14 protein-coding genes are annotated in these 25,749 nt (G+C 41.9%); 11 read left to right on the forward strand and 3 right to left on the reverse strand.

Going from position 1 to position 25,749, the window contains the following annotated elements; genetic code table 11:
* Nucleotides 1-174: 174 nt before the first annotated feature.
* From GVN16_RS19540 to GVN16_RS19550, 3 genes are all read left to right on the forward strand, one after another.
* On the forward strand, nt 175-1,290 hold the full coding sequence (locus GVN16_RS19540) for a redoxin domain-containing protein (RefSeq protein WP_166565616.1): 1,116 nt from the start codon (nt 175-177) through the stop codon (nt 1,288-1,290).
* 47 nt (nt 1,291-1,337) lie between these two features.
* Nucleotides 1,338-1,904, forward strand: a complete 567-nt coding sequence (locus tag GVN16_RS19545; RefSeq protein WP_166565617.1) for a hypothetical protein — start codon at nt 1,338-1,340, stop codon at nt 1,902-1,904.
* A gap of 181 nt (nt 1,905-2,085) precedes the next feature.
* On the forward strand, nt 2,086-2,649 hold the full coding sequence (locus GVN16_RS19550; RefSeq protein WP_166565618.1) for a hypothetical protein: 564 nt from the start codon (nt 2,086-2,088) through the stop codon (nt 2,647-2,649).
* Between the two features lie 516 nt (nt 2,650-3,165).
* Here GVN16_RS19550 and GVN16_RS26360 read toward each other — a convergent pair.
* Nucleotides 3,166-3,393 carry a helix-turn-helix transcriptional regulator gene (locus GVN16_RS26360; protein WP_166565619.1) on the reverse strand — a complete coding sequence of 76 codons (228 nt, stop codon included), beginning with the start codon at nt 3,391-3,393 and terminating at the stop codon, nt 3,166-3,168.
* Nucleotides 3,394-3,584: 191 nt separating this feature from the next.
* On the opposite strand from GVN16_RS26360, the gene GVN16_RS19560 reads away from it, so the two are divergent.
* The 4 genes from GVN16_RS19560 (at nt 3,585) to GVN16_RS19575 (ending at nt 20,318) form a co-directional block, all read left to right on the forward strand.
* Entirely contained in the window at nt 3,585-13,106 is a 9,522-nt protein-coding gene (locus GVN16_RS19560) for a DUF6443 domain-containing protein (protein WP_166565620.1), read from the forward strand.
* The gene (locus GVN16_RS19565; RefSeq protein WP_166565621.1) at nt 13,103-13,552 is read left to right on the forward strand and encodes a hypothetical protein; all 450 of its coding nucleotides are present in this window, start codon (nt 13,103-13,105) and stop codon (nt 13,550-13,552) included. The genes GVN16_RS19560 and GVN16_RS19565 overlap by 4 nt, the downstream gene beginning before the upstream one ends.
* Before the next feature lie 1,042 nt (nt 13,553-14,594).
* Nucleotides 14,595-17,891, forward strand: coding sequence for a hypothetical protein (locus GVN16_RS19570; RefSeq protein WP_166565622.1), 3,297 nt, complete (start codon nt 14,595-14,597; stop codon nt 17,889-17,891).
* A gap of 36 nt (nt 17,892-17,927) precedes the next feature.
* A complete protein-coding gene (locus GVN16_RS19575) occupies nt 17,928-20,318 on the forward strand; it encodes a gliding motility-associated C-terminal domain-containing protein (protein WP_166565623.1) in 2,391 nt (796 codons plus the stop codon).
* A gap of 209 nt (nt 20,319-20,527) precedes the next feature.
* Here the strand turns inward: GVN16_RS19575 and GVN16_RS19580 are convergent, their stop codons facing one another.
* The gene (locus GVN16_RS19580) at nt 20,528-22,411 is read right to left on the reverse strand and encodes a DUF4139 domain-containing protein (protein WP_166565624.1); all 1,884 of its coding nucleotides are present in this window, start codon (nt 22,409-22,411) and stop codon (nt 20,528-20,530) included.
* A 203-nt stretch (nt 22,412-22,614) separates the two neighbouring features.
* Here GVN16_RS19580 and GVN16_RS19585 point away from each other — a divergent pair, with 203 nt between their 5' ends.
* Nucleotides 22,615-23,346 (forward strand): hypothetical protein, encoded by a 732-nt coding sequence (locus tag GVN16_RS19585; protein ID WP_166565625.1) that lies wholly within the window; start codon nt 22,615-22,617, stop codon nt 23,344-23,346.
* 106 nt (nt 23,347-23,452) lie between these two features.
* On the opposite strand, the gene GVN16_RS19590 is transcribed toward GVN16_RS19585, so the two are convergent.
* Nucleotides 23,453-24,238, reverse strand: coding sequence for an alpha/beta hydrolase (locus GVN16_RS19590; RefSeq protein ID WP_166565626.1), 786 nt, complete (start codon nt 24,236-24,238; stop codon nt 23,453-23,455).
* A 343-nt stretch (nt 24,239-24,581) separates the two neighbouring features.
* On the opposite strand from GVN16_RS19590, the gene GVN16_RS19595 reads away from it, so the two are divergent.
* From GVN16_RS19595 to GVN16_RS19605, 3 genes are read left to right on the forward strand one after another with little or no spacing between them, the layout of a single operon-like run.
* Nucleotides 24,582-24,878: a hypothetical protein gene (locus GVN16_RS19595; RefSeq protein WP_166565627.1), complete on the forward strand. Its 297-nt coding sequence runs from the start codon at nt 24,582-24,584 to the stop codon at nt 24,876-24,878.
* Nucleotides 24,879-24,883: 5 nt separating this feature from the next.
* Nucleotides 24,884-25,285: a ribonuclease domain-containing protein gene (locus GVN16_RS19600; RefSeq protein ID WP_166565628.1), complete on the forward strand. Its 402-nt coding sequence runs from the start codon at nt 24,884-24,886 to the stop codon at nt 25,283-25,285.
* Between the two features lie 5 nt (nt 25,286-25,290).
* Nucleotides 25,291-25,719, forward strand: a complete 429-nt coding sequence (locus GVN16_RS19605) for a barstar family protein (RefSeq protein WP_166565629.1) — start codon at nt 25,291-25,293, stop codon at nt 25,717-25,719.
* The last annotated feature ends 30 nt before the right edge of the window (nt 25,720-25,749 follow it).

Genomic DNA, 25,749 nt, shown 5'->3' on the forward strand with positions numbered 1-25,749 from the left:
ATGTTAAAGCAAAAGCTCCTTATGGCAAAAAAGATCAATGAAAGGATAAATTACCACTAAAGAACCCTTTAAAATAAATAAAAGAGCAGAAGCAGGCGGAGAAATTACGGACAAGCACTATTTAAAATGAAAATTATTATTAAATTCGTTATAAATATTCAACCCCGTATAACCATGAAAATTCTCTTTTCTTTTATCCTTTTGTTCTCCGGCCTCCTGATTGGTCTGCCAACCAGGGCAGAGGATTTTAAAACACTTGAGATCGGTTCCAAAGCCCCTGATTTTTCGCTGAAGGGGACCGACAACAAAACCTACTCGCTGGCCAGTTTCAGCAAGTCCGACATCCTCGTGATCATTTTTACCTGTAACCACTGCCCTACCGCCCAGGCCTATGAAGACCGGATCAAAGACTTTACGAGTCAGTATAAAAGTAAAGGGGTGCAATTGGTAGCCATCAGCCCGAATTCAGATGCGGCGGTGAGGTTTGATGAGCTGGGCTATACCGACCTGAGCGACAGTTTTGAAGAAATGCAGATCAGAAGCAAAGACAAGGCTTATAACTTCCCGTATCTGTATGACGGTGATACACAGGCTGTGGCTGAAAAATATGGTCCTGTTACCACCCCACAGGCCTTTGTATTTGACAAAAGCCGCATCCTGAGATATGTGGGCAGGATTGATGATGACGAACACATCGGCAGAGCCAAAAAATTTGACCTGAAAGAAGCAGTAGACCAGATGCTGGCAGGCCAGGCGGTTAAAACTCCGGAAACCAAAGTCTTCGGTTGCTCTGTCAAGTGGAAATCTAAAATGGAATGGAAAAAACAGGAAGTGGAAAGCTGGAAAAAAGAAGCTGTCAGTCTTGAACAGGCAGACATTCCAAAAATCAAAGAACTGATCAAAAACGGCTCCGGCAACTATCGCCTGATCAACTTCTGGGCTACCTGGTGTGGCCCCTGCGTGACGGAATTCAGTTCACTGGTAGAATCAGACCGGATGTACAGAGGCCGTGAATTTGAATTTATCACGGTCACCCTCGATGCAAAAGTCTCTCACGATAAGGCCCTTAATTTCCTTAAAAAGAAATACGCGTCCAATAAAAATTACATCTTCGGAGACGAGAACAAATATGAGCTGATAGAGGCCGTGGACCCGAAGTGGCAGGGGGCCTTACCTTACACCATCCTGGTATCTCCGCAGGGAGAAATCGTCTTCAGGCAGATGGGTATTATCGAGCCGCTAAAGCTTCGCAAGGCGATTGTGGAGAAGATCGGCAGGTATTACCCCTGAAATCCGGTCAGACCTTTGGGAAGCACTTACGATAAAGTACAGAATATATGAAATTTGAAATTCTGCTGCTGATGCTATGCACCTTTACCATTTCGGCACAAAACAGGATTAGTTTCGACAGCAACTGCCTGAACAGAAACTCTGTCCTGTTTACTGAGGCTATGATGGACCTGAAGGGAGAGCCGTTTATCAAAAAACTACTGAAAAGTGAGGAAGAAATCCTGATGTTCTGCCGGGTTGATTCCCTGGGGTATCTCAGGGAAATGGTCAGGATGATGCCGCCGGAAAAGCCCATCCCGGAAAACATCAAGAAAGAAATAACCGCTTACCTGTTCAGCCGTAAAATACCTTTTTACATCTGTTACACCAAGCCGGCCGACATGGGCGAAAAGGAGGCGGTAGTGCTGATTACGAAGGAGCTGTTCCGCCAGAACGACTCCCTGCACCTGATGAATGTAGGTTTCCCGGGTGATCTGATGAAATTCTACAACCCAGCACCGGGAACACCCAATACCTTAGAAGCCAGGTTCGAATATCTTAAAGGAGAAATGAGAAAAGTCAGAATGACGCCGGTTTTAAGAAACTGGAAGCAGGCGGTCAGGTTGAATTTCTGACCGCCGGGGTTGGTGTTTTTATTGACAGGATTTCAGGATGGGCGGGATGAAGCAAACCACGGCGGAGCAACAGATAAATGCTTCTGATTTGCAAATGCCCCCCGAAGTGGATCATCCCGACCGGGTAGCGATGACAAGCCTAGAGATCAGCCGGATTTGGAAGTGAATCTACGAAGAGTAAATGCCAGGGGAGATACCTACCGCAACAATTCTCACAATAGAAAATCTGATATATGTAGTAGTGATCAGAAAGATTGAAGTAGAGACCGGAATAACTGAACGAGAGACCGGAATAATTGAACGAGAGACCGGAATAACTGAAGTAGCGACCAGAATAATTGAACGAGAGACCGGAATAACTGAAGTAGCAACCAGAATAATTGAACGGGAGACCAGAATAACTGAAGTAGCGACCAGAATAATTGAACGGGAGACCGGAATAACTGAAGTAGCGACCGGAATAATTGAACGAGAGACCAGAATAATTGAACGAGAGACCGGAATAACTGAAGTAGCGACCGGAATAATTGAACGAGAGACCGGAATAACTGAAGTAGCGACCAGAATAATTGAACGAGAGACCAGAATAATTGAACGAGAGACCAGAATAATTGAACGGGAGACCAGAATAATTGAACGGGAGATCAGAAGTTCTGACTTTTTATGGACAGGATTTCAGGATGGACAGGATGCGGTCGGAGACCGGGGGACGCCGTCCGGTGCGTCGGAGACGCTGGACAGCTGAGCGGGACAAACTAATCTTTAAGCGATCGAAACGCCGGAGAGCGGTTGTTACCATATTTCTGCGGTCACCCGCTATATATGTCAGTGCTGTCAACATATCTGTGCATTCACCCACTATATATGTCCGTGTAGCCATCATAACTACAATTAAAATCAGTTCTTCTGAATTTAAGAATATCTTCGATGAAATAGCGGCAATGTATTTCAAACCCTGAAATAATTATCTTCTAAAAACTATACGAATTGTGGACGGGGTGGTCTCCGACATATCAAGACCTTCAAGTAATTTCAAATTAGCGTTAGTTGTTAATTCTGGTGTAATTGGAGTTCAATTACCCAACTGTCATCGCAAAATCAAAACACACCCATCCCCTTCCCCGTATTTTGTACACGTAAACTGTTGAAGTCTGTATCCTCTTCTTTACAGGGCAAGCGTAATATTACTACGGAAATATGAGTTTCGTATTAACCGAATGCCAGTCGGATCTTTACTCCTTTCTGACCCCAGAAATGAGCTTTATTTCAATAATGCTACAATCTTATTATGGTCTAATTCGAGAACAAGAAGAATATTAAGAAGATATGACAGCTTAAGGCTCAGTTTCCCGGATTCAATTTTTTGATAAGTTGATTGTTTAATTTTTAGACAATAGGCTACATATTCCTGCGAATAGCCTTTAGATTCTCTTTCTTGTTTAATTTGTGCTAAAATCATCCGGACTTTTTTGTTGGTTTCTTCGTGCATCTAATGGTAAGGTTTAAGCTTCAAAAAAAAACTACGTATATTATTCCAAAACAGAATGATCTTTATCATTGTTTTCTTGAATTTTCCTTTCGGAGATGTAATATTCGTATACAATTTAAAATCAAGGCATGGGGCATACGAATTGCATTAGTTCAAATACTTTGCCAGTTTAACCTTTTCACATTTTTTTTATGGTAAAATTTTACCGGGTCATTGCCATGGCTGTCATTATAGCCGGCATGCTTGGCAACGCTGTTGCCAGAAAGCATGAAATAATAGAGAAAATTAGTAATAAAGAGTCCGGAACATCTGTAAAGCCGCTTCCAAAGCCGATACTATTTGGTAGCATTGAAAAAATTTACAAATCTGACTCTGTCGGAGGGCAGGTGGTGCCTTACAGACTAATCAAACCTGATTATACTTTGTACAAACTCATGGAATTCGATCCTGTAAAGTTCTCAATGTCCTTAAAGAGTGATTCTGTTATCATAGGAAAAGAATTTGAAATCAGCATTGAAGCCGAATACCTGGAAGTCCATGCGATGAGCATGTTTACCTTCGAGGGATCGAACGCTTTTACCTTAAACATCCTCTTCCCTAAGGGTTTTATACAAACTGGGGGGACATATTCTCCTTATATAAAAGGCTCGGTGAGCAGAACAGACCTTCGTAAAACTTATACTATTAAAGGATATTTTGAAGGAGACCCTGGAGAAGAAGGCTTTAAACTTCTAAGGTCTCATGCCCAGGCCGACCAGACAAGTATATATGTATTAAAATCAGAACTTTACCTTAGATCAGAATATAGAACAATAACAGAGCCTCAATCCGGAAAAAGAACATCATTCTCTGTTTTAAAGGAATCAAAACTTTCAAAATCCATTAATGTTTCAGAAAAAACAGTTGCTTTTTCAAATAACTGGTGTGGAACCCCCACAGCGGTCGTTGGCTCAACTACCAGCTCGCAGTCCTTTTGTGGTCAGATTGTCTTATACGTAGAGAACTGTCCTAATCAATATTATGATATCCAGTGGAGCATTGATGGTTCCATCAGTCCCTCAAAAACATTTACTCAAACTTCCTCCACCGCCGCAAGGTGCATCAAGAGAGCCGACAATTGTGTTGGAGATTATTCCTCAACGCTCACCTATTCAAAAATACCGGACCCCAACGCACCTACCATCAGTTCTTCCATATCTCCGATAAATGTTTGTAACAGCATTACCCTTTCAGCTTCCGGCTGCTCAGGAACCGTCAACTGGTCAAACGGTTCTACAGGAAGCTCGATTACTGTCAGTTCGAGTAATACTTATTATGCCACTTGCACAAATAGCAGCTGTGGAATTACAAGTGGCTCCAGTAATACTATCACGGTACAGATGGCCGCATCACCCTCTGCTCCTACTATTTCAGGGCCAGATGCAATCTGTGGCGGAGCTTTTATTGTCGGAACCTTAACAGCTTCTGGTTGCAGCGGAACAGTCACATGGTACAAAGCCGGCCCTGACCCCTTTACCGCCACCGGAACTACTGTTACAGGACCTCCCGGACATTATACAGCCTATTGCAGTCATAACAGTTGTTCAAATTTAACAAGTGGCGGTTCCACTCATACAATATACTCTATCCCAGCCCCGAGCCAGGTCAATGCTGGTCCTGACGTTTATATTTGTGACGGGCAGACAACGTCTCTTAATCAGAATGTTTCAGGGTGCAGTGGAGGAACAATAGAATGGAGACAAAATGGCAATGCGGTTCCCAACCCCGGAAGTGTGGGACAAGGAACTTATACCGCTTTCTGTTCTAATAATTGTGGATTTACAGTAGACGATAAATACATCGGCTCAAGCGGCTCCGCTCCGTCATCCGTAAGTATTAATGGAAATCTATCTATTTGTGGTAACTATACTACCAATCTGTCTTACTCAGGATGTTCAAACGGAACAGTAACCTGGTTTAAAAACAACAGTGTCATTGCTAATGGAGATAACGCCGCTGCAGGCGTCTACAGGGTGGTTTGCCAAAATGCCTGCGGGTCTGTAGCAGATGAAAAAACCGTCAGTAACTCAGGGAACTGCTTTGATTTCCAGATAAGTTCTTCTCAGGGCAATTGCAGTAACGTGGTCAGTTTAGGTAGTTCAGGATGCCCTTCAGGAGGAGCAATTACATGGAGTTCTGATGCCAACTTTGCCAACACTATTTCTTCAACCCATACCATAACTGCAAATACTTATTTGTGGGGACGCTGCGTACATGGCCCTAACACCACGGTACAAATCACAGGACCATTTACTTATGTTTCACCAACATCTGTTCCCGACATTTCCAATGTCACAGTTTCCGGAGGGACACTGGTATCCGGCAGCAATCCTAATTACAAGTTCATTGAAGCTTGTGTGGGTGCTCAGATTACCTTAGGAGGGGCCAGCTGCTCATCCGGATATATTGAATGGAGTAGCGGCAACACCGTCACAGTAAACAATACCTCAGGCATTAATTATTATACCATGTGCCGCAGCAACACCAAACCTGAATGCGTAACGACCAACTCCAATTATATCATCATTACAGGAAAAACAACACCCAATGTTCCCACAGTAACAAGTTCTAAGAATACCATATGTGTTGGAGAGTCCGTTACGTTAACTGCTGCGGCCTGCGGCACCGGATCTATTTCATGGGCTCCGGGCGGGGCCACCACCCAAAGTATTACGGTGAGTCCGGTTACCCAGACCACTTACACTGCCACTTGCACCAATGGAGTTTGTACCGTCTCTTCAAATAAAACCATCAATACCGTTGCATCTCCAACTACGACAGCTCTGACCTCCGCTATTTGCGAGGGGGACACACTTTTCCTGAAAAAATCGGCAACAATAGCCGGAGAGACGTATACCTGGACAAAAGGGGGAGTATCAGTCCCTGCCATCATACCCAATGCTGCCGCACACAACAGCGGTGTTTACACCCTCAACATAAATAACGGTGTGTGTACGGTAACCAGCACAGCTACCATGACTGTAAACCATCTTCCGGTGCTTACAGGAGCAGGAATAGGGTGTGACGGAGGAATTACCTATGTGGCATCAGCTGGTTCTATCGCTAAAGCCGAACTGATCCTGAACGGGGTCGTGCAGGCAACTCACTATTATACGACATCCAGCCCCTTCCCCGGGTCTGTTTCTTTTGGAGTCTACACCAATCCGGGCGTTTATTACATTAAAACACAAAATGCAGGACTATGTACTTCCACCGCTGTTGTAAGCGTTGGAACTATTGCTCCCACTGTGAGCATCACCGGTGTGCCCATCAATTCAACCAGTGTATGTACAGGAACCAATGTTCAGATTTCCGGCTCTTCATGTGCCAGTGGTTACAGTTTTAAATGGTCTGATGGAGTAACCACGAATCCCAGAACGCTGTCAAGTTCCTCACAAATAACCTATAACCTGAAAGGCAGGTGCGTAAGAGACTGTAATGTCAACCAATATGCTGAGTCAGCAAACCTAATCGTGACTTTTATTTACGTAGCTCCTCCTGCCGGCACTGTCAATAAAACAATCTGCCTTAGCGAAAGTGTCACGCTCGACGGCTCCTGCGGCTCCAACACCATCAAATGGTACCAGGCCTCAAACAACCAGGAGGTTGCAACGATAGTTTCTCCAGCCGCCACTACACAATATTATGCCAAGTGTATTTACAGCTCAGGCCCGTCATGCCAAAGCGTTAATAGCTCAAACATTACGGTAACCGTAAACAGCCGACCAACTGTTACTGCTACTTCTAACTTTGTTGCGGCAACAACCGGGAGTGCCTGTCCTACCAACAATGGTTACCCCAAAGTAGGTCAGGCACTGAATTTAACAGGTTCATGTAGCAGTGGAACACCACAATGGACCGGCCCTAATGGCTTTGTATCCAGTGCCATGAATCCCGTTATTACTTCAGCAGGCCTAAATAATTCTGGTCAGTACACATTAACCTGTACGAGTTCACAGGGTTGCTCGACTACAGCTTCGACACCAGTTACTGTTTATCCCGTATGTGCCATTACCTTCACCACCACGATCGTACCTTGTGTGGCGGGAACATCATCAATAGTAGCCAAAGTGTGTAACCGTACTACCGGACTTGTTGTTCAATACAAACTCGAAAAGAAAAGTCCTGAAAACGTTTACTCTCAATATACTGCTTATACTACCGTTACCCCGAATGCCAGTGGCGAATTTACTATACCTTTACTCCCTGAAGGTATTTACAGAGTCACCATCAAAGAAAAAATGGCTGCAGAAGACCCCAATGCCCAGGATTGTATTTCTTCCCCAGGTAATGATATAGAAATCATATGCCCTTGTCAGAATGTGGGAACCATCAGTTATGATCGCTGGGAAGGCATTCCCGGAGTAGCGATTCCGAATCTGACTGAAAATCACGCGTACAAGCTGGCTCCGACAGCTTCTCTCATTCTTACTAACGGGTTTGAAGGGCCGGCAAATATTGCCGATGCTTACGGAGCAAGAATCAGGGGATACATATGCCCTCCGGTTACCGGTACTTACTATTTCTGGGTGGCAGGAGATGATCACTCAGAACTTTGGCTAAGCACAGATGATGACCGGCAAAATAAACAGATGATTGCTTTCCACAGAGGCTGGACCCCTTCCCGTCAATATGAAGTCTATGGAACGCAGAAATCTGCCGGCATTGTTCTTACAGCCAACACGAAATACTACATTGAAGCCCTTCTGAAAGACGATGGCGGAGGAGACAACTTGTCTGTAAGCTGGCAAGTGCCGGGTCAGACATGGACCCAACTACCTATTCCATCCAATTTCCTTTCGCCTTTTTGCGAACTGGCTCCTTACACCAATCTGACAAGCAACATCAGGCTGGCGAATGATCCGGTAACTATTCAGGTTACAGGGGGTTCGGCAGCTACTCCCATTTATGAGTGGCTGATCGGGACAGAAGTGGTGGGTACAGGAAACAGTATAACTGTTTCTCCCCAGTTTACTACCACCTATAAAATAAGGTGTCTGAATTGCATCAATTGTGCAGACGGAACGATTACTATTCCGGGAGTAGTAGCGTGTACCAAAATTTCAGCCAAAAATGCCGGGGAAGGAAACGCTCTTTATGTCGAAAATAACTTAGACTGGTCTTTCATTTACCAGGGACCGTTCACTAATCAAAGTAATCAGAAATGGCAGATCATTCCGGCAAATTACGGACGGTTCAGAATTGTCTCAGTATCATCGGGATTCAATGTAACAGCCAACAATGTCTATTATGTACAATCCGTTAAAAAATCAACGGCAGATAATGGAGGCATGCCGTATGAATGGTATCTTGAACATCTGCCGGAAGATAATACCTATAGGATTTCTCACCCATACAATGGCAGGGGATTTGATGTAGATGGCGTTGGGTTCCTTCAGCAATATTACTTCGAAGGCAATGACAACCAGAAATTCAGAATTGACACCACTTCCTGTGAGGTTATAGCTCCTTTAGTCTGTAATATGGACAAGCACATCACTTTTGAACGATGGAATAATGTTCCGGGAAACAATGTAAGTGATTTCACAAAAGACATCCGGTATATGCAGGGGCAAGCTGCTGATTATCTTAATTTTATAGACCTTACCAACTCTGGTTTATATATTAATTCAGGAAGCGGGCAAGAATACTATGCCACAAGGACACGTGGTTATATTTGCCCGCCTATACAAGGTGAAGCAACTTATAAACTCTATCTGACAGCAGATAACAGTGCCGAATTATTCATAAGCCCAACCTCAGATTCAGAAAACCCGTCAGCTAAAACAACTGTTTTGCTTAAGGAGGATAACGGAGGTGACGGCGGGCATCATTTTGTCCCTGCTGAAACCACAGTAACTCTGGTCGGAGGCAAGAAGTACTATTTTGAAATTCTCCACAAACAATGGGTGAGCGGCAGCTTCGTGAGACTGGAGTGGCAGGCAAACGGTATCCCCAAACAAACAATACCCGAAAACAGAATCTCCAAATACGTACAAGTGGCCGGCCAACCTCCGCTTTGTGCTTTTGAAGTCAAAGAAGGAGCCAATATGATCGAAGTGCCCGGTTCTTTGAAACTTGGACAAAGCATCATGCTTTCAGTAGTTCCTTCCTATCCCTCAGGAGGAGGAAGCTACTCGTGGACTACCGGTAGCGGTGTAAATGATTACTACCCGACCTCCAATACCTCGGGAGCAGGGTCAACGTCAGTAAGTGGCAGTCCTGTTTACATAAAACCTGCCAGTGAGGGAGAAAAAACTTACCGGGTAACGGCTACTGTCCCCGGAGGAACGTGCTTTAAAGAATATAAGATCCTGGCGACCAGCACTCCTTGTGAATGTGAAGGTGATTGTGGCAGCATAAGTACACAGAACAATACTTTGGTGAGCAGCTTTGGTACCGGAAAGAACTATGTCGTCGAAACCGTCTACCTTAACTCTGCGGGTACGGAAGGCTTGCAAACCATCTCTTATTTTGATGGCCTTGGCCGTCCACTTCAAAAGATCAACGTTAAATCATCCAACAACGGCCATGACCTCGTCGCAGCAAATGATTATGACATTTTTGGAAGAAATAACCTCAGTTTTCTGCCATACCCTGTAGCGTCTAACAACGGGGCTTTTGTAAGTACCGCGATAAATGACATTAAAAACTGGTATCAGAACTCAGGAAACAATAAACTTAATCTCAACGGCAGTGCCACTAATCTGGCTTATTCACAAACAGAATTTGAACCATCCCCTCTGAACAGGCCGGTCAAACAAACTGCTCCGGGTCAGGATGTGGCTGGAAGCAACTTAGTTAATATAGCGTATGGGACTAATACGACAGCCGACAACGTACAGTTGTTTACTGTTATCGGAAGTGTGGTGTCCAAAGGTGCTTACTCAGAAGGAAAGCTCTATAAAACCATTACTACTGACAACACGGTCAGTCCGGCTCTGGCGACCACTGAGTACAAGGATTTTGATGACAAAGTGATCCTGAAAGATGTAGGCGGCTTAAAAACGTATTATGTTTATAATGACCTGATGCAGCTCGTAGGAGTTATTCCCCCAAAGGCTTCTGTCATCGTTCCTTCCAGTTTCACCCTGTTTGCCGCCAGCGACTTTAACAGCCTGCTTTTTGAATATGAATATAATGCAAAAGGCCTGATCGGCAGAAAAAGAGTTCCCGGAGCCAACATTGTCAGTATGACATACGACAGCCGCGACAGGCTCTCGACAGTCAACGACCAGAAAAACAGTCAGAACATTACAACAGAAACCACCTATGATAACCTGAACCGGGTGGTGAGTATTAAGATCAACGGCACTGAAGTGAGCAGAAACTATTACGACAGCTATGCCAACATGCAGGGCAACAATGCTCCTTACGAAAGCAGTAAGTTTTATACCTCTGCCCAGGGTGCCGGAGTACCTTCAGCCAACACCAACGTCACCGGACTTTCTGTAGGAGGCTGGGTTAAAAACCTGCTCCCTGACGGATCATTCTCCTCCGGAATATATCCGACCACGCTTTATTACGATCAGAAAAACAGACTGATACAGATCGCCAATAAAAACCATAAGGGTGAGCTGGATTACACCTCGACAGAACTGGATTTCTCAGGCAGGGAAGAAGGCACTTATAAAGAAGTAAACAACAGCGGCCGGACCATCACCTACCAGAATAAAACTTTTGATAAAGGAAGCAGGGTAGCGGCCATTTGTCAGAAAATGAACAACGATGGCTGGCAACCCATCGGCAGATATACCTACTCAGACCTGGGAGAACTCAGCCGGAAAACCCTGGGATGTGACCTTCAGAAAGTAGATTTCACTTACAATATCCGGGGCTGGATGAGCGGAATGAACAACCCCCAGAATATGACTCCGAATGCCGGTGAGTTTGACTTTTTTGCCATGACGCTAAATTACGCAGGTGATGGAAATATCAGTTCTCAGACTTATCGTTCCGCCTACCGGACAGGATTCCATACGGACAATTACGCCATTACAGCTCAACCAATTTATACCCATACATTTACGTATGATGCACAGAAGAGGCTTAACGGCTCAAGTCTCGGCCACACAGCCACTCCGAACATTTTTAAACTGGAAGGGGCGGAATCAGGCAAAATGGGCTATGATGAAAACGGGAATATCAAGAGTCTGCACCGCCTGATTAACGGCGTCTACATCGACAAACTAAACTACAACTACCTGGCCAGCGGCAGTTCTGTTCAAACCAACCGCCTCATAGGCGTAAGTGACATCGGGGGCAATCCGAACACCAATTACTTCAAAGATGATGCCTCAAACAGTACCAATGATTATACCTATTATACTGAAGGAAGCCTGAAAACGGACAATAACAAAGGGCTGGAAATCACTTACAATGCCCTGGGTTTGGTAAGAGAAGTTAAAAAGGATAACATTATAGTCAACCAGTACACTTACACTGCCGGGGGCTCTAAAGTCAGAATGACCACTTCTACCAAAAGCTATGACTATATTGGTAATACCGTTTTTGCAGACAACGTCATTGAATTTACCGGTACAGCTGAAGGACGATGGCTGCCTAAAGAACAATTAAAAGCCTTTAAAGCCGACCCCGCTGTTAACCCTACCGCCCCTGCATTGTTTGGCAGATATGAGTTCACCTTAAAAGACCACCTGGGCAACAGCAGGGTATCCTGCCGCTGTCTTGAACGGGAAAATGCCACCAACGCTTCCCAGACATATCCTTTAGTGGTCACCAACGAGTTTCAGTACGACCCCTGGGGTGTAAATATTGAAAAAGAAATTTTGGCAAGTCCGAATCAATTTGATAAATTTACTCCGGGTGATCGGTACAAGTACAATGGAAAAGAGTTTGTGGCAGATGCGGGCTTGTATGATTATGGAGCGAGGATGTATGATGCGGTGATTGGGAGATGGGGAGGGATTGATCCTTCTTCAGAAAAATACATTGGTGTATCACCATACAATTATGTATTAAACAACCCATTAAGAATAATTGATCCAGACGGCAAAGATATCATTATTTTGTTTTATGCTAATAACGAAAGAAAAGGGAGTGAGGAATTTAGAAAAGCAGCTGAAACAAGAAGAAAAGAAATTGAAAAAAGTGAAAACTTTAATACGAAAAAAGACAAAGTTGTTATAGTAGGATATGACAAAGTTGAGCAGTTAAAAGAGTTTACAAATAATGTATTAAGCGAGTTTGGTGAGAAATATGGTAAAACATCAGAAGTAAGTATTTGGTCACATGCTTCAGCAATAGATGGGCCAATTGGCAGATTACCGAATGAAAAATACCCTGCTTCTTCAAATCCGCAAGATAGGTTTCAAATGTCTGATGACGGATGGTCACAGATAAACTTCAATTTCAAAGAAAATGGAGCAAGTATAAATTTTTATGGGTGTAATACCTGTGCAGTTGGTTTCGCAAATCCGTTTGGAAAAAGAATCTCAGAACTTGATAATTTCAGAAATGTAGAAGTTTCTGGCCAGCCATATTCGGCATATGTTTCTGAGCGTAAAAATTTGTTCTATAACCCGACTGGATCAAATAGAGACAATACTTATTTTGTTTCTCAAAAATACGAAAATCTGACCCCTGTTTCAAAAATTATATCTCTAGGTATGTACCCTATGAAAACTTTTAAAAATGGCGTATTGATAAAATGAAACAACTCACCAAAAAAGCCCTGTTAATATTATCGCTAATAATATTAACTATTATAATTTACAATAAACGGCATCGACCTGCTGTCCGGATTTCCAATACTATTGACAAAAATGATATTAAAATCAAAATATGTGGTGAGAATTTTGTACCACAATATATTTACAAAAATGGATATTCAAAATCCTTTCCTAACTTAGGATACGGTTGTAAAATAATACTAATATATAAAGATAGTTTGTATAAGATTACAGGTATTTATATTTCTCCAGAGGAAGAAAATAAAACCCCTTCTATTTCTTTTGATTTTTTCAGAGAAAATGACAAAGTAAAATGCAATTTCAAATGCTCTGGATTAATGATTAATAACCTCGAAGAAGTATTAGTTTTAGACCAGTCGGCTCTTTCGACTAGCAAAATTCCGGAGTGCACCTTTAAGGAAAAATAACAGTATGATACTTTCAAACTTGAACCGACAAAAATTCTATCCTATGGTAACAATAAAGCTAACAGGCAATTCTCTTAAAATAATGATTTATTTGACAGCAATATAGACAAGTACTCGCTACTTCATTCCTAATCAGAACACAATTTCCAAAGAAATTTTGTTCTGCAAGAAACATACTCCAAATTTCGTATTTAACTTCTAACTTATCTATAATTAAATATGGTAACTAGAATTCTTCTTATTCTTTTATTGAGTCCATTGCTCCATTCCTGTGAATTCCTCAATCTCAACCCTTGTTATACTGGAACTTGGGGAGGAGGTTATACCGAATGCTCTCCACATACCATCAAATAAGACGCCGATGAAGTAAAATCACCCTTAAGAAAAATGACACTGGTACACTTGCACAAAGATTTTATGAATTTACCGACATCCACTTCCATTATGAAATAAATAAAGGGATGTTACATCTTGCCAAAGTAATAAACTATTCACATTATGCTCAGATAGCCAAGACCAGACCGAAAGAAATGAAACTGGATGACTCTGGTCCATATTTTAAAGACAGAAGGTCGTTTTCATTGCCGGGAAGAATCGATTTTCCGGAATATCCCTGTAAGAGGAGGTCCTTATAAAGTACTCTACAAAAGAAAATCGTAAAAAAGCTCAGATATGCTTTGAAATTCTACTCCGGTATATCCGGATAAATAGACCTGATATCTATTTCAAAAAATAAACGTATACCAAACACTTCATTCCAAATCAGAATACATTTCCTGAAAAAACATTTTGATTTCTCTAAAAAAAACTTCAAATTTCGTATATAATTAAAATTAAAAAAAGATTGAAAAAAGTACAACCTATTTTATCTTTTGTATGCATTTCAGCCTCTTGATTTTACAATAATGCTATTTATTAAATCAGTCAATGTAAGCTAACCAGGAATTTATAAAGACACGCTTTTATTATATAAGGGGGTAGCTATTGATAACCTCGGAGCGGGCATGTCTTTTGATTCATGAAAATTACCTTAGAAAGAAACATGAAAAAAATAATTGGATTCTTATTCACATTAATCATTTTCGAGACAGCGTATAGCCAAACCGGAATATTTCCCAGAACCGTCCCACCAGCCCCCGAGGCAGGTTCTATTGGAAAATATGGTAACCTTCCGGTTGGACATTACAACGGTCTCCCGGCCATTTCCATTCCCATTCATAACATCAGCGTCAGAGACGCCTCTCTTGACATTTCACTTTCTTATCATTCCGCCGGTATCCAGGTAAAAGAAGAAGCATCCTGGGTTGGACTCGGCTGGAATCTTAATGCAGGAGGGGCTATTGTAAGGACGATCCGTGGAAGCGACGATTTTAACTTAAGAGGATATTATAACCTTAATTATAGTGAGCATCCTGTTGATCCTCTCAGTGAGGGCGTTATTAGCAATCCAAATATTAACAACAATCCTGCTTTTATGTTTAATGCCGCGGCATTCGGACCATTGGTAATTTCTCAGATACCGGGGCTAAAAAAAAATATATCCAATATAGACTTTGACATTTATGATTTTCACACCACTGAAAATGATGCTCCAGATTATGCTTCTGATCTATATTATGCAAACTGTGGCCCTTTAACAGTAAAATTCATTATTGTAAAAACTCCGACGGGCAATAGTTTTCAAGCCTTAGAACACCAGGATATTAAAATAGAATATTTTCCGGATTCCGGCTCATTTAAAGCCATGGGGCATTGGCTCATCACGTTGGCGAATGGCACAAAATACATATTTGGTGATTCCGCAAGTGCCTCAGACTCTTTTTTTACTCAAAAAACTGCTTCGAAAACAATTGAAGCAGACATAAATACAGACCTGTCAAATGGAGGGGAGGCTCAATTTGACATAGCTTCATCTGATGACAATTATCATAGCGTTACCTGTTGGTTTCTGGAAAAAATAGAAACTCCGTCGGGGGAGAAAATAACATTCGAATACACAGGATCTGCAGAGAATGATGTATCCAAGACTGCTTGGATTATTCAGATCCCTGATCTATCAGAATATAAGGTTGAAGATTTAGGCTCTGGCGGGTGTGCATCTTCAAGCCTTTACAACGGAAGAAAAATAGTTTCATATATTTTACAAAAAATCCGCTATTTATCTAAGATAAGCTTTTCAAATGGTTACATTCTTTTTGAAAGAGATAATCTCCCACGAGCAGATCTAACAAATGCTCAAAGATTGAAATACATCAAGGTCTATCAAACTTTTCCGGATCTGAAATTAATAAAAGAAGTCGAGCTCAATCACGACTATTATGATTCATCGACAGATACCAGGCCGACCTTTAATTCAAAAATACCAACAAACTATGGATTATGGCTAACTGGCCTTTCAGATAAAGCGGAGAAAAGGCTCCGGCTTCAGAGCGTTGCAACTAAAAATATTAATACGACATTTACCGGACAAAGTCTCAAATATGAATTAATCTATAACAACTCTGTTCTTCCTAAAAAAACTTCTTATAACGTAGATTTGTGGGGTTATCCGATAGGAAATATCAGAAACTTATTTAGCTTTATCCCTGAAGTAAAATGGGATAACCAAGGTATTTATTACTATAATGAAGCTAATCAGACATCACAACTGGTTATTGCTCCATCTAATATATTTTCGGGGAGCAATAGAAACAGTGATCCTGCCAGTATAGTCTCAGGTATTTTATATAAGATAATTTATCCTACCGGTGGCTCAACTCAGTTTGATTTTGAATCTAACGAATATATGGACACACAGGACAATACTATCAAGAAAGGTGGCGGCTGCAGGATAGCCAAAACTATTGACCATGATCAGGTAACTGGAAAAACAACTTCGACCAACTATGTCTATTCCGGAGGGAAAATAATGTCTCCGGTCAAGAATTTTCTTTTAAATTTTTGTCTTACAACAAGAAGGGTACTGGCTCCTGATCCAAATTGTTCAAAATTTGAAAGTTTTTTTGCTGTTTGTGGCCCTTTAGGTGGCTACCTTACAACGATGTTCCCAAAGCTTTATCGATATGGTAATGTTATATATCCGCTAAGCAGTGTTAATTCTTCTACAACTATTGGTTACGATAAAGTCGAAGTGATAAAAGGAGAAAACTCTGATATGGGTAAAACGGGAAAGAGCTCATATCAATTTATAAATTTAGTCAACAAAATCCCAGATCCAAACTCACAAGGCTTTGTCAATACACCCAGTGCTCCTCCCAGTTTTGAAAATCTTCAAAATGGCAGTTTGACTTCTATCCAGGAGTTTGAATTTGATGGACTTAATGGATCTAATCAACCCATGTACAGATTATTAAGCGAAACCAACAACACGTATATTGATGTAGCAGTAAATCATTCTAACAACACCAAAGCTATCTGGCAAATGGTGTACAATTTAGAACCGCTGGCTGATGGTTATTTGAATATTCATTATGTCAGATTTGCAGTAAATACCGGATGGAACACAATAAAAACCTCCACCACGACACTATACAACAGGAATAATCCTCCGGTTAGCACTACTGTAAATTATTTCTATCTGCCGGAGCCTCCTTCTTCAATCAAACATCATAACCTGGTTAGAAAAACCACTACTTCAAGTAACGGAACCATTTTAAGTAATGTCATGACCTATCCCGGAGACTACACAGACGCTTCCCTGAATGGATTGAAAAACAACTCCATCACAGGAGTGGTGATTGAAAATAAAACAACCATTGGTGATGCATCAGGACCACTTATCAATGGAAGTATAGCTAAATATAATGCATTAGGCCAACCGGTTGAAAGTTACAAACTAGAGGTCACAGCTCCGACAACTGTGCCATTCAATGCCGCCAATGTTATCCCGGGAGCTGCTTATAAGCTAAAAAGTAAACTGGAATATGACAGTGCCAATAACCTGGCTACGGTTTACGGTGTAGACGACAGCGGGAGCCCATTCGGACATACTACCTATATTTACGGGTATGGAGGAAAACTCCCAATCGCGGAGATTACCAATGCCACCTTCGCTGAGACCAGCAGTGCACTAACAAGCAATGGCATGAGCCTTACGTATTTTCATACTGTGACAGATGAAACACTTATCAGAACCAAAATAAATGTATTAAGGGATGCCTTACCTAACGCCCATATCCGCTCACTTTTGTATGATCCTTTGATAGGCGTAAAAGAAATTACCAGCCCTAACAGGATCAAGGAAACGTATGAATACGATGGTTTTAACAGGCTGGCCAACATCAGGGATAAAGACGGAAACCTGATCAAGTCGTATCGTTATCAGAATGCTCTTCCTTAAAAAATAACCATCTGAAAATATCATGTTGCGGATGAATTGAAAAAACTGTTTGTCATATTATTACTATTGTCTGCCTGCCTGCCTGCCTATGCAGACCATATCTTCGGAGGATACATCGGATTCAAAACCCATGATCCTTCGAAGGGACAGTATTTCTTTTCCCTAAGGTTGTATGTTGACATTACTACGGCACCGGTTAATTATGACTACAGCATGAAAAATTATGCAGTCCCGTTAAAGATTTTCAGGAAAAGCGATAACAAAGAAATGGATGGTGTTTTTGTTACCTTCCGCAAGAACCAGGACGTTGCCTTCGAAAACATCGCCTGTGCCAACCTGAGAAAATTCAGTATTCAGGTCTACGATTATCATTTTGAAGCGAACATTCTGAATCCGGATGACTACACCGATCCGGAAGGTTATTACGTGGTCTATGACCGGTGTTGCCGGAATAAAACACTCGACAACATTGTAGACCCAGGCAACGAAGCCATGATTTTTTATACAGAATTCCCACCGCTTAAAGTAAACGGGAAACTAACCCAGTACGCCACTCCCGACTTTCCAATTCTCAACGGAGATTATATCTGCAGGAACAAAAGGTTTGAGTACACATTCAAAGCCACTGACGATGATGCAGATGAAATGAAATATAGTGTAATGACGCCTCTCAAGGGCATGTCAACACAAGACGCAGCCGGCTTAAAGCCAGAGCCGGCTCCATATAAAACCGTGACATGGTCTTCAGGATACAGTTCTGCCTCTCCCTTTGGCGGAAGCCAGCCTTTAAGTATGAACAGTAAAACAGGGGTCATGAGTCTCAAGACAAACAATGATGGTCTTTTTCTCTTTTGTGTAGTTATAGAAGACTATCGTTCAGGCAAAAAAATGGGCCAGGTCCGCCATGACTTTCAACTTCCGGTAGTATCGTGCAGTACCAACCCAACACCTGTCACAGACATAAAATACAAAGGAAATCTTGTATCCGAAGTCGAATTTTGCCCAGGCGAGCAGGTTCCCCTGACCATAGACATCGTATCGGTATATCACTATCAATGGCAATTGGACGGATTCAGCATTCCCGGAGCTAATGGAGCAACCTTCTTAGCGACCGAACCCGGAGAATACCGTGTTTTCAAGAGTTTAAAGTCTTATTGTGGCAGCGATACTACTTCGCAGATTGTTAACTTAAAAACGGCGGTACCGAAACCTAAAATAAGATCCGATAAGCCGGGTATGTGTAATTTTGACAATGTTACTTTGAGCGTTGACCCTTTGGCGGGTTTTGTCTTCGATTGGGTGTATGAGAAAGCAGCATTCGGTCAGGGTGACAAGATCACGGTCAATAAACCGGGATGGTATTATGCTATCGCAGCTAAAACAGGTACTGGATGCAAAGCAGAAAAAGACAGTATACTGATCAGCAACAGTCTTACCACTCCCCTACCCGATCCCAAGACAAGTTACCCGGGGTGTATAGGGGATGTGATCGAACTGGAGACTACTAACAGCCCGGACTACACCTATTCATGGAAAAAAGAGGACGTTATTTTACCTGCATCAAATACATCAAAACTAAAAACTACAGAATCAGGTGATTACAGAGTAGAAGTAACAGATAAAAATGGCTGCATTGAAACTTCAAATCCTTACAAGGTAATCATAGAATCGAAACCAGCCATCCGCTTTGATTCTCTTGATCCTGTCTGTCAGTCCAATGCAAAGAAACTGATTTTATATGCTACGCCTCCCAACGGGAAATTCGACGGTATGTTTGTCCAAAACAATGAATTTGATCCATACGCAGCCGGTATAGGCAGACACCCGGTAACATATACCTACACATTACCTTCCGGATGTAAGAACGAAGTCAGAAGAATTGTAGAAGTTTACAAGCCCTTTGACCTGACGATTACACCAAAAGAAAAAACCATCAGGAAGAATGAACCTGTCCAGATTACTTCTTTATCAAATGCTCCCGGCTTGTATTTCCATTGGCATCCTGATGATTTCCTTGATGATCACAATGCTCCAAACCCCATTGTAACACCTGAACATAGCATTACCTATTACCTGACAGCCATCAACACCGACGGATGTACAATGAAAGAAGAAGTAAAAATAATAGTTGATAATAACGGTGCCGAGCCCGTTTATATGCCCACTGCTTTTACACCCAATTACGATGGCGAAAATGATGAGCTGGAAGTTTTCACCTACTATCCCGACAAAATACTGATGCGGGTATATGACCACTGGGGCAATGTTATCTTCGAGCAGAACGAGAATAGTCCAAAATGGAATGGGGGATATAAAAATAACCTATCGAATCCACTACCCACAGGTACATATGTTGTAATACTCACTTTCAGAAACTTTAATGGTGAATCTGTCAGAAAAACGTTTGAGGTTAATCTCCTCAGATAAGCGAATTTTCAAAAACAAATATAAAAGCTCTCTCACTACTCTATTTATGATACTAAAATAATAGGGCTCTAAAGAGGCATTGCTTTAATTCAATTTAAGCCCACGAAGGTCCTGACCTGGAAGTAAAAGTCAATACGTCTGACTGAGTTGAATCACCAAACCCAAAACCACAACTTAAACACTTCATAAATAATATCTTGCAAATTACCTCACTCCAGCACCACCACCTGATCTTTCGGATATTTGACACTGTAAACAAAGCTGAATTTCTTTTCCTGTTTAGCCGCGACCTGCTGCTTCCAGGTCAGTATTTTGGTGGTGGGGTTAAGCTCTGCTTCCTTGTATTCTTTTTCTTCGATACTGATCTCTTTCTGGGTGGATACCGGGAACTGGTCCTGAATCATGATATTAACCGCTTGCTTCTTATTATTCCGCACAATTATTTCATAACCCCGGCTTTCGGTTTTATAATTACTCATAAACTGCTTTTTAGTAAAGTCTTTCAGCTTTTTACGTTCCACCACAATGCCTTTGTCCCTGCCCAATGAAATGTTTAGCGTATCTCCGGCATTTCTCACATCCAATACGGATTTACCAAGATAAGCCCCTTCAAAAAACAGGTTAACCTCACCTTCCAGCAAATTAAACTCCTGCCAGTCTGTAACTTTAGCAGTCAGAAAGGCTTCTTTTTCCAGTTTCGGGGCAGCATAGTACTCGTAAATAGCCGGGACAGATTGATTTTTCACATCCACTTTATAGGTTTTGCCGTCATTCGGAATCGTATAAGGCATTTCAATCTCAAAACTCACTGAAGTAGCCTGAAAAGTCTCTTCTATTTCTACTGGTATCGAAGAAGTAGTGGCCCTGTTTCTTAACAAACCTTTTTTCTGCACACCATATCCGGTCACTACCACCTCAGAGAGGTTTTTGGTGTCAGGGACCAATCCTACATTAATGAGAGCCCCTGTAAGCGGCACTTCCTGCGGCTCATAACCGATGTAGTTAAACTTCAGACTCTGAGCATTAACCGGAAGTTTAATGGTGTAATTGCCCGATACATCAGTAGAAGTTCCAATGCTGGTACCGGCAACGAGAATAGACGCACCCGGAAGTGCTTCTCCTGTACTTTTGTCGGTAACCCTGCCTTTTACTTCAGACAAACCGGAAACAGCCATTCCGGCGATTCTTCCTTTCAGCATTTCTGAAATTTCATTTTCAGGATAACCAAATCCCAGACGCCAGGGCTTCAACTGGGGGGCGATCCCGCTTTCTGTAGGATTACCATTGGAAATAGTCAGGCTCACGTCTTTCCAGTCTTCTCCCGAGTGTTGAAAAACATTAGCCTTGAAAGACAAATCCAGTGGACTGGCAATATCCTCTACCCTAAGATCATAAGTAGCATACCATCCCGCATCTTTTACAAAATAACTCACCTCAAATGACCCGGCGACATTCTCTTTTGAAGTTACTGTTACCCATATTTCGCTGGTAGAAAGGTCTTTGGTCTGATTCAGGGCCTTTAATTGGCTATCTATTTTCAACACCATGCTGTCAAGCTTTTTGATATTACGGTTGAGATCACTTTGCTTCAGAAGTACTTCTGTAAACCTGCTGCGTTGAAAATCAACCGCTTCTTTAAGGTCCGAAGTCTTCAACCCGGTGTTGTTACCCCCGATGCTCTGGTTCTTGATCAGCATATTTTCTTCATTTTTGAATACCGCCAGCATGCTTCTTTCAAAAATCAGTTTTTGTTTTAAGTCTTCCTTTTTGTCTTCCAACACACTGGTCTCCTCTCTCTTTTTCTGTTCATTAAGATGATTGACCTGGTGAACCACCGAAACGATGGTAAACTTCCCCTCCCCTTTCACCTGGATACTTTGTTTGTCTATATTGGGAGAAATGCCCGAAAAAACCAGTTCGGTCTTGCCTTGGGCGACGTTCACTTTGGCTCTACGTGTCACCTGGGCACCGCTGGTAAAGATCGTTACTTTCTCAATTTTTGAAGCCACCGGCTGTTGTTTTTGCTGAGCATGCAAAGGACGACCCTGCGTAAATAACCCGGCAGATAAAATAAGTACGGATAAAAATTTCATATAAGTATTTGGTTTTAAGAAGTGACTACCTAAAACTAAACGGATTTCCTGAGAGTATTTATACGTTGATAATCTTTTTGTTTAATCTTCGATTTAAAACATTGGCCGTGACATAAAAATATTTAGTACAAGTATGTTTTTTCAGAAAGCTTAAAAAGTAACTTGCACAGAAATGTGTCAGAAACAACCGCTCAATAAATCACATGAAATCACCACTTTATATTTCGCTATTCTTGCTAGTTTTTATGAGTTGTAATAAACATAAAAACGAGGACCAGGCTGTTTTGCAAAATCAAAAAGAGGTTCTGAAATTACCCATAAGCCTTAAAAAACAATCGAATAAGCAAAAAGCTATAAGAGAATGGCTTGATCAATATTATTTTCATGGATATGCTAAGTATAACATCGAAGAGATAAATGACTCAATAACTTCTGCCACTATTTTCAAAATCTCGTTAAATGGCAGCTACCCGAATATGCTTAAAAATTCCTACTCAGTAATCTACCTTGAAGGAAGCGATATATCATTTCTGATTCCCATTGAATTCGTAGATTCTTATAAAATCAACAATCAAGAGATGATAGGCGGGATTTACAGTTACAGAGAATTTGAATATTTCATCATTTACCATATAAACAATAATGACATAACCCTCGCTTTGGATTCAAGAACCGAAGGTAAATATGGTTTGAAGACAGGCTATTTCAGGAATGATGAGTGCATTGAATACAAACCTGAAAGACTTGATTACCATTATGATAAAAGCACTCATGCCATTTCATTTACAGGCATGATTTTCAATTATTGTGAAAAGGGGCTTGACAGGAACAAAAATCAGATTAAAAGCCTGGACAGCCAAAAAGTAAATATTGAATATACCTTTACTGTTGGCAAATGGGTGCTTTCAAAGCCATCTGATTATAATTCCTGGTAAACAGACAACAATCTTAAAACAAAGCAATTCTTCACTCATCGTCAAAAAACAACAAAGTCCCCGGCAATTACTCCCCGGGGATTTTCCTATTAGATATCTATCTAACTCAATGCTTACCTACCCAGTCAAGGATATAATCGGCGACTTCTTTCCAGGTGGGAAGGCCTACTACGAAGTGATTGTGGTTTTCGAAGAGTTTGAAATCCAACACTGAGTTTTTGTCTTTGTAGGCTTTGAAGTTACGGGTATTGATACTCGACGGGATGATCTGGTCTTTACCACCGGCCACAAAAAGCAGTGGTGCATGAGGCTTGCTGAAGTCTACATGGGCCTGTGAGGTCAGTCCGCCTCTTGCCACCCTTTTGGATTCGGGGATGGTGTTGGCTTCCCATGAGGCTTTCTGATCTTCCAGCGACATCCCGTTGGTAAAAGCATACTGCCAGTCTGAAAGTGACATCAGGTAGGTTTTCTTCATCGATGTAAACAGACCCAGCACTTTATATCCTGCTCTCAGGAATGTAAATTCATAAGGAATAACGCCTTGTGGCGGTACTGAGTGGATGACGGCAGCTCCGGCAGCCAGTCCGCGGTTGACAAGTATCTGGGTGATCAGTCCGCCCAGTGAGTGACCGATGATCAGCGGTTTTTCAGGGAGATTTTTCACAAAGTCAGCGTAGTGGTCTACCAGTCTGGCCAGGGTAAGGTCTGCAAGGTCGGTATCGTTGGGTTGTCTGTCTCTCAGCACTTGTGCCGGGGCATCTTTGTAAGGCCAGGCAGGGTTATAGGCGGTGTAGCCTTTTTCTTCAAAATATCTTTTCCAGGTGTTCCATCCTTCATGACTTACAAATGCTCCTGTGATAAATACGACGGTTTTGGTTTGATTCGCTTTCATGGCTGTATCAGTTTAATTTGTTTTTGTTTAAATTTCTGATACAAAGGTCCCCCACAGCCATGACAATAATTTTAACCCAGGTTAAAATCGATCAAAACATAAAAAAAATAAATTATTTCCCGACCGGTCTTTTTTTTGACAGGATTACGGGGTTTGCAGGATTGTTTACTTACACATTTTCAACTACCCGGCTAAACCATTGATTAACAGACCAGCAAAAGAAAAAAAACATAAAAGCGTTATTAACATGTCCCGGGATTTTACACCAGCCCATACAATTCCGTGAAAAAAATTCGTTTTTCCATTATTTTTTAAGATATTGTCAAGAATAAAAGCATAGCCTATGAGTCAGTATATGGTAGAAATCAATCTTCCTGACCCGTTTCCGGAAGATTTCATCATCAAAATCCCTGAGCAACGCCAGGTGATCAACGGGCTGCTTGAAACAGAAAAACTTCATTCTTATTCCTTGTCTCTTGACAGGCGTAAGCTTTGGTGCATTGTCAACGGAGAGACCGAATACGACGTCATCACCATCTTGAATGAATTTCCGTTGATTGATTATATGGATTATTCTATCACTGAGCTGATGTTCCATAACGGGGTTGTATTGAAAGTGCCTGCTTTTTCTATTAACTGATACATATGCGTTTCGCCCGTTTTTTTGCTGTCCTGTTTCTGGTCTTTGGTTTCCTGGCTTGCAGCTCTCCTGGAAGCAAGCTGGAGAAAAAAGCCCCGGAAGCTGCTTCTTCTCAACATGCATTAGCAAAAAGGGAAATCCCTGAGAAGGTTTACAGGGTATTGTCATATATAAAAGCCAACGGAAAAGCACCTGCAGGCTATGTGGGCGGCAGGAAATTTGGTAATTTTGAGAAACTTTTGCCCATATCAGAAAACGGCAGAAAAATTAAATACCAGGAATGGGATGTCAATCCTAAAACCAAAGGCAAAAACAGGGGTGCCGAAAGGCTCGTAACCGGAAATAATGACAGGGTCTATTATACCCGTGATCATTACCGCAGTTTTACCGAAATTCCCGAACGATAACAAATATGAACAATCTGATCATCACCAATACGCCCGAACTTCCTGAAGATTACAGCATTGCCGTCATCGATGGTAAAGAAGTAACCACCCTCAGACATTTCTATGAGGTTCTGGCTAAAACCCTCGAATTTCCTGACTATTTCGGCTTCAACCTGGATTCGCTCGACGAACTATTGAACGATCTTTCCTGGATAGAAAATGAGAAAATAGCCATTCAGATCATTAACTCAGAGTCTTTCCTGGCCAGTGAACGCAACCAGGATAAAATACTTACCCTCCTTGACCTTCTCGATGCCACCTGCGAAGACTGGCGATGGATGGAGCCCCAGGAAGATATCTCGGAAGATGACGAGGATTATATTCCGAAAAAAGAACTGGTTTTTGTTTTTTCCGAGAGCCCCCGCATCACAGAATTGCTGAAGCATTTTGAATAAATTGCCAGCCCGGGGCCTTGAGGCTCCGGG

Origin of the sequence: Emticicia sp. CRIBPO (assembly GCF_009905725.1) — a bacterium.
GTDB lineage: Bacteria > Bacteroidota > Bacteroidia > Cytophagales > Spirosomataceae > Leadbetterella.

Coding starts and splice junctions, on each gene's coding strand:
- GVN16_RS19540 (WP_166565616.1), top strand. CDS start 175: ATGAAAATTCTCTTTTCTTTTATCCTTTTGTTCTCCGGCCTCCTGATT.
- GVN16_RS19545 (WP_166565617.1), top strand. CDS start 1,338: ATGAAATTTGAAATTCTGCTGCTGATGCTATGCACCTTTACCATTTCG.
- GVN16_RS19550 (WP_166565618.1), top strand. CDS start 2,086: ATGCCAGGGGAGATACCTACCGCAACAATTCTCACAATAGAAAATCTG.
- GVN16_RS26360 (WP_166565619.1), bottom strand. CDS start 3,393: ATGCACGAAGAAACCAACAAAAAAGTCCGGATGATTTTAGCACAAATT.
- GVN16_RS19560 (WP_166565620.1), top strand. CDS start 3,585: ATGGTAAAATTTTACCGGGTCATTGCCATGGCTGTCATTATAGCCGGC.
- GVN16_RS19565 (WP_166565621.1), top strand. CDS start 13,103: ATGAAACAACTCACCAAAAAAGCCCTGTTAATATTATCGCTAATAATA.
- GVN16_RS19570 (WP_166565622.1), top strand. CDS start 14,595: ATGAAAAAAATAATTGGATTCTTATTCACATTAATCATTTTCGAGACA.
- GVN16_RS19580 (WP_166565624.1), bottom strand. CDS start 22,411: ATGAAATTTTTATCCGTACTTATTTTATCTGCCGGGTTATTTACGCAG.
- GVN16_RS19585 (WP_166565625.1), top strand. CDS start 22,615: ATGAAATCACCACTTTATATTTCGCTATTCTTGCTAGTTTTTATGAGT.
- GVN16_RS19590 (WP_166565626.1), bottom strand. CDS start 24,238: ATGAAAGCGAATCAAACCAAAACCGTCGTATTTATCACAGGAGCATTT.
- GVN16_RS19595 (WP_166565627.1), top strand. CDS start 24,582: ATGAGTCAGTATATGGTAGAAATCAATCTTCCTGACCCGTTTCCGGAA.
- GVN16_RS19600 (WP_166565628.1), top strand. CDS start 24,884: ATGCGTTTCGCCCGTTTTTTTGCTGTCCTGTTTCTGGTCTTTGGTTTC.
- GVN16_RS19605 (WP_166565629.1), top strand. CDS start 25,291: ATGAACAATCTGATCATCACCAATACGCCCGAACTTCCTGAAGATTAC.